Source organism: Pseudomonas sp. MWU318 (assembly GCF_016756945.1).
Classification (GTDB): Bacteria; Pseudomonadota; Gammaproteobacteria; order Pseudomonadales; family Pseudomonadaceae; genus Aquipseudomonas; species Aquipseudomonas putida_A.
Window position 1 is genome coordinate 1 of sequence record NZ_JAESJL010000021.1, and the last position, 5893, is coordinate 5893.

The following is a 5893-nucleotide window of genomic DNA, read 5'->3' on the forward strand; positions in this document are numbered from 1 at the left end:
TGGCCGGTGTAACCCTGTAGGAGCTGCCGAAGGCTGCGATCTTTTGATCTTGCTGTTCAATCAACGATTGCGAACCCGCAGGCAGCGCCACAACGCCGCCACCATCAACCCGCTGACCAGCGCCCAGCCCCACGCCTGCTGATTCAACAATCCTTCCTCATACAACTGCGGCGCAATGCCGGCGCCGATGATAAAGGTCAGCAGGGCGATTTCCCGGCGTGGCACGCTGACCGGACGGCACACATACACCAGCGCCGGCAGGATGAATGCCATGCTGGCAAAACTGCGATAGCGTGCGTCGAAGACCATCTCCAGCATCATCACCGCCGCTGCAAAACCTGCTGCCGCAACCAGCCAGCCAGCGCGGCGTTCCAGCAAATTGAACGCGCGTTCACGCCAACCCTGACGGTTGCTCAAGGTCAGCGCGGCATGCGCCAGCACCAACAGATTCAGCGCCGTCAGCAAGCCGACCCACAGCCATTCGCTGGCAAACCGCGTGGTCACTCGCGCCAGATCGCCCCAGGCGCCGATCGAGCAGGCTGCAACTGCCGCAAGCAGGGGCAGAACCAACGCCGATTGCGTGGTGCGAACCCGGCCGCCGAGTAGCAGCGTGCCGAGGAAAATCAGCCCACCGACGCCCAGCCATTCCTTCCAGTACGGCACATTGGTCACTGGCCCGGCGAGCACGCCCTTGTCCTGGCGATCGGCGTCGAACAGGCCCCAGTAACCGCCGACCGCACCTTCGCTGCCCCGTTTCCATGGCTGGTCGAACGCTTCGATCAGGTTGTAATGCCAGCCTTCCTTCTCGGCCATCGCGACAAAACCGCGAATGAACCTGGCCTCGTTGACCCGGCTCGGTAGGGCGGTCTCACGCTGGCGGCCTTCGCTGGGCCAGCCGGTCTCGCCGATCATCACGTCTTTGGGCGCGAATTTGTTGCCGAACACCTGACGCACATCCGCCACATGTTGCAGAGCGACGTCAATGTTCGACGGATCATCTTCCCAATACGGCAGCAAGTGAATGGTCAAGAAATCCACCGCCGGCGCGACTTCCGGGTGCTTGAGCCAGAACTCCCAGACATCGGCATAAGTGACCGGTTGCTTGACCTGGCTTTTGACCTTGTTGATCAGCTTCGCCAGTTGCGCGCCGGTGACTTCCTTGCGCAGCAACGCTTCGTTGCCGACGATCACCGCGCTGACCACATCCGGGTTGGCGTTGGCCGAAGCAATCAGCAGGTCGACTTCTTTCTCGGTGTCCACCGGGTTGCTGTTGACCCAGGCGCCGATCATCAACTTCAGACCGTGCTTGCGCGCCAGTTGCGGCAGGGCTTCGAGGCCGGTCATCGAGTAGGTGCGGATGCATTCGAAGCGCGTCGCCAGCAGGGCGAGGTCGGCGTCCATGCGCTCCGGGCGCAGCTTGAACGGCACGTCGAACGGCGACTGGTCCTTGTCGAATGGCGTGTAGGAGGCGCATTGCAACTTGTGCGTCGGGGTCGCGGCGTCCGGCAGGATCACCGGTTTGCCGAGGCCGTACCAGAAGCCGCCAAGGGCAAAAAGGCCGAGCAGGCAGGCGAAGAGATAAGGAACAAACGGGAAGCGGGAAGTCGCGGACATGGTCAGGCCGAGTGGCTGCAAAGCGACGCATGTTACCTGCATTTATCCGCGGGTTGGTGGCCTGCATGATTTGCACATGCAAAGTTCGGGCGGATTGTCTGGCGCCAATTATTCAGAGGCGATTAATGGCCTTCTGATGTCGTTTCTCGCTGTATTGAGGTCGCTGACAGAGCAGGTCGCTACGGGCGTCAGGCCGATGATCGAAAGCGTCAGTACTCCACTGGCATTCGAGCGAGTTTGCGGTCAGGCGTGATGGGGGCGCTGTGCACCATAACAATACGTTGACGATGCCCGGCATCCGTCGGGCGCAGCATTTCGGGGAAGTAAACGATGAAGATGCGACGACTTTTAGGCGCAGGTGCCGCTCTGGTACTTGCGATGAGTTCCACATTCGCCAGCGCTGAAAAACAGACCCTGAACATCGGTTACGTTGACGGCTGGTCCGACAGCGTCGCGACCACCCACGTGGCGGCCGAGGTGATCAAGCAGAAACTCGGTTACGACGTGAAGCTGCAAGCCGTCGCCACCGGGATCATGTGGCAGGGCGTGGCCACCGGCAAACTCGACGCGATGCTCTCGGCATGGCTGCCGGTGACCCATGGCGAGTACTGGACGAAGAACAAGGATCTGGTCGTCGATTACGGCCCGAACTTCAAGGACGCGAAAATCGGCCTGATCGTGCCGGAGTACGTCAAGGCGAAATCGATCGAAGACCTCAAGACCGATGACACCTTCAAGAACCGTATCGTCGGCATCGACGCCGGTTCAGGCGTGATGCTCAAAACCGATCAGGCGATCAAGGATTACGGCCTGGACAAATACACCCTCAAGGCCAGTTCCGGCGCCGGCATGATTGCCGAGCTGACCCGTGCCGAGAAGAAGAACGAATCGATTGCCGTCACCGGTTGGGTGCCGCACTGGATGTTCGCCAAGTGGAAACTGCGCTTCCTCGACGACCCGAAAGGCGTGTATGGCGCGGCTGAAACCGTGAACAGCATCGGCAGCAAAGAGCTCGCGACCAAGGCTCCGGAAGTCGCCAAGTTCTTGAAAAACTTCCAGTGGGCGTCGAAAGACGAGATCGGCGAAGTCATGCTGGCCATCCAGGACGGCGCCAAGCCTGAAGCGGCGGCCAAGGATTGGGTCGCCAAGCACCCGGATCGCGTGGCTGACTGGACCAAATAAAAGTACCAACAACGCCTGACCCCTGTGGGAGCGAGCTTGCTCGCGAAAGCGGTGTAACAGTTGACAGAAATGTTGGCTGACACGACGCCTTCGCGAGCAAGCTCGCTCCCACATTTGTTTCCAGCGACAAGTCCCGTCTTGCAGGGTTTACGGCTGTTTCAAAGCCTCTTTCCAATTCTTTCGGCTAATTAGCGTCCGAAAATTGGCGAAAACGTCATGTCGTTCTAATACTAAGGTCGTCTGGAACCCGTTCCGCAGCCGCATACAGTGGATACGTTCCAACAATAATCTGTGCTGCGAGGATAAAAACAATGAACGACAGCATTTACCTCTCGATTCAAAACAGCCCGCGCTTCAAGGAGCTGGTGCGAAAAAGAGAAAAATTCGCCTGGATACTCTCGGCGATCATGCTCGGGCTGTACTCCGGATTCATCTTGCTGATCGCATACGGGCCGCAAGTGCTCGGGGCGAAACTCAGTCCCGGGTCGTCGATTACCTGGGGCATTCCGATTGGTGTCGGCCTGATTGTCTCGGCCTTCATCCTGACTGCGATCTATGTACGGCGCGCCAACGGCGAGTTTGACGACCTGAACAATGCGATTCTCAAGGAGGCTCAGCAATGATCCGGCGTCTACTGGCTCTTTTGATCATCGCAGCGTTCGCGCCAGCCGTCTGGGCCGCTGACGCCTTGACCGGCGAAGTCCACAAACAACCGCTCAACGTTTCCGCGATCGCCATGTTCGTGGTGTTCGTCGGTGCCACCCTGTGCATCACCTACTGGGCCTCGAAACGCAACAAGTCGGCCGCAGACTACTACGCAGCGGGCGGCAAGATCACCGGTTTCCAGAACGGTCTGGCGATTGCCGGTGACTACATGTCAGCGGCGTCCTTCCTGGGGATTTCCGCGCTGGTGTTCACCTCCGGCTACGACGGCCTGATCTATTCGATCGGCTTCCTGGTGGGCTGGCCGATCATTCTGTTCCTGATCGCCGAGCGCTTGCGTAACCTGGGTAAATACACCTTTGCCGACGTGGCGTCCTACCGCCTCGGGCAAACCCAGATCCGCACCCTGTCTGCCTGCGGTTCGCTGGTGGTGGTGGCGTTCTACCTGATCGCGCAAATGGTCGGTGCCGGCAAGCTGATCCAGTTGCTGTTCGGTCTCGACTACTACGTCGCGGTAATTCTGGTCGGTATCCTGATGTGCATGTACGTGCTGTTCGGCGGCATGCTGGCGACCACCTGGGTGCAGATCATCAAGGCGGTGCTGTTGCTGTCCGGTGCCTCGTTCATGGCGCTGATGGTGATGAAGCACGTCAACTTCGACTTCAACATGCTGTTCTCCGAGGCGATCAAGGTTCACCCGAAAGGTGAGGCGATCATGAGCCCGGGCGGTTTGGTGAAAGATCCGATTTCGGCGTTCTCCCTCGGCCTGGCCCTGATGTTCGGTACTGCCGGCCTGCCACACATCCTGATGCGCTTCTTCACCGTGAGTGATGCGAAAGAAGCGCGCAAGAGTGTGCTGTACGCAACCGGCTTCATTGGTTACTTCTACATTCTGACCTTCATCATCGGCTTCGGCGCGATCCTGCTGGTCAGCACCAACCCGGCCTTCAAGGATGCGGCGGGCGCTCTGCTCGGCGGCAACAACATGGCGGCGGTGCACCTGGCTGACGCGGTGGGTGGCAGCATCTTCCTCGGCTTCATCTCGGCGGTGGCGTTCGCGACCATTCTGGCGGTGGTGGCCGGTCTGACCCTGGCCGGTGCTTCGGCGGTGTCGCACGACCTGTATGCCAGCGTGATCAAGAAGGGCAAGGCCAACGACAAGGATGAGATTCGCGTGTCGAAGATCACCACCATCGCCCTGGGCGTGCTGGCGATCGGTCTGGGCATCCTGTTCGAGAGCCAGAACATCGCGTTCATGGTCGGCCTGGCGTTCTCCATCGCGGCGAGCTGCAACTTCCCGGTGCTGTTGCTTTCGATGTACTGGAAGAAGCTGACCACCCGCGGTGCGATGGTCGGTGGCTGGCTGGGGCTGGTGAGTGCGGTGGGGCTGATGATCCTTGGCCCGACCATCTGGGTGCAGATTCTGCATCATGAGAAGGCGATCTTCCCGTACGAGTATCCGGCGTTGTTCTCGATGGTGATCGCGTTCATCGGGATCTGGTTCTTCTCGATTACCGACAAGTCCGCAGCAGCCGAGAACGAGCGGGCGCTGTTCTTCCCGCAGTTTGTGCGTTCGCAGACTGGCCTTGGAGCGAGCGGGGCGGTTTCGCACTAAGTTCTGGTTACGTGGTTTGAGTGAAATGCCCTGGTTGAGAGATCGGGGCATTTTTTTTGTGGGCGGTTATCGGACTGGAATTGGGTACATATCCTTTGCTGCGGTAACGGCTGCTTAGGGTTTCGCCCTCACGGCGACTCACTTTTTTTACAAACGCCTAAAAAAAGTAAGCAAAAAAACGCTTGCTCCTACGTTCGGCCCGCTCGCTAAGGCTCGGGGTTCCTTCGCTGCGGGATCGATCCGGGCGCAGCGCCTCCGGTTTGCTTCGCTGCACCTCCTCTCGCTGTGTTTGGCTTTGCCAAACGGTCGCTGCGCTCCCACCCCCGAATCAATCCCTCCACTCAGCCTTCCGACGTCGCCCGTGGATCAAGATCAAAAGCTGCAGCCGAGCTTGCGCTCATCCTGTTGAGTGGTGGAAAAGCATGCGGTCGGCTTGTGTTCTGTGTTGGATCTACCCCTCACCCCAGCCCTCTCCCGAGGGAGAGGGTGCCGATTTTTGAGCCTTTCAGAACCTGAGTTCGACTGGGTGTTTCACGTCGGCGTAACTCTCCCAAACACCGCGATCAGTCCCCTCTCCCTCTGGGAGAGGGCTAGGGTGAGGGGCTCTTGATCTGGTTTTTGATCTGGCTTTGGCTTTTGATCTTCAGCCCCTTCGGCAGGCCGAGCGTAGGTGTCCATCAGGGGGTTAGGCGCGCAGCGCCATGCGGCGAAGCCGCATACATCGAGAGGAGGTGCAGCGAAGCAAACCGTAGGCGATGCCCCCTGATGGGCACCGTAGCGAGGGAACACTGAGCCTCAGCGAAGTGCCGTACGCCGGGG

At 59.5% G+C, this 5893-nt stretch carries 4 protein-coding genes; 3 read left to right on the forward strand and 1 reads right to left on the reverse strand.

Features of this window, described 5'->3' with window-relative positions; translation table 11 throughout:
- Positions 1 to 60: 60 nt before the first annotated feature.
- Positions 61 to 1656 carry a glycoside hydrolase family 17 protein gene (locus JN524_RS27090; RefSeq protein ID WP_202371307.1) on the reverse strand — a complete coding sequence of 532 codons (1596 nt, stop codon included), beginning with the start codon at positions 1654 to 1656 and terminating at the stop codon, positions 61 to 63.
- 288 nt (positions 1657 to 1944) lie between these two features.
- Between JN524_RS27090 and JN524_RS27095 the strand changes: the two genes are divergently transcribed.
- From JN524_RS27095 to JN524_RS27105, 3 genes are all read left to right on the forward strand, one after another.
- Entirely contained in the window at positions 1945 to 2796 is an 852-nt protein-coding gene (locus JN524_RS27095) for a glycine betaine ABC transporter substrate-binding protein (protein ID WP_098967873.1), read from the forward strand.
- A gap of 311 nt (positions 2797 to 3107) precedes the next feature.
- Complete coding sequence (locus JN524_RS27100) at positions 3108 to 3419, forward strand: DUF485 domain-containing protein (RefSeq protein WP_027613950.1); 312 nt, start codon at positions 3108 to 3110, stop codon at positions 3417 to 3419.
- Complete coding sequence (locus JN524_RS27105; RefSeq protein WP_202371308.1) at positions 3416 to 5074, forward strand: cation acetate symporter; 1659 nt, start codon at positions 3416 to 3418, stop codon at positions 5072 to 5074. Before JN524_RS27100 ends, JN524_RS27105 begins: the two co-directional genes overlap by 4 nt.
- Positions 5075 to 5893: the final 819 nt, after the last annotated feature.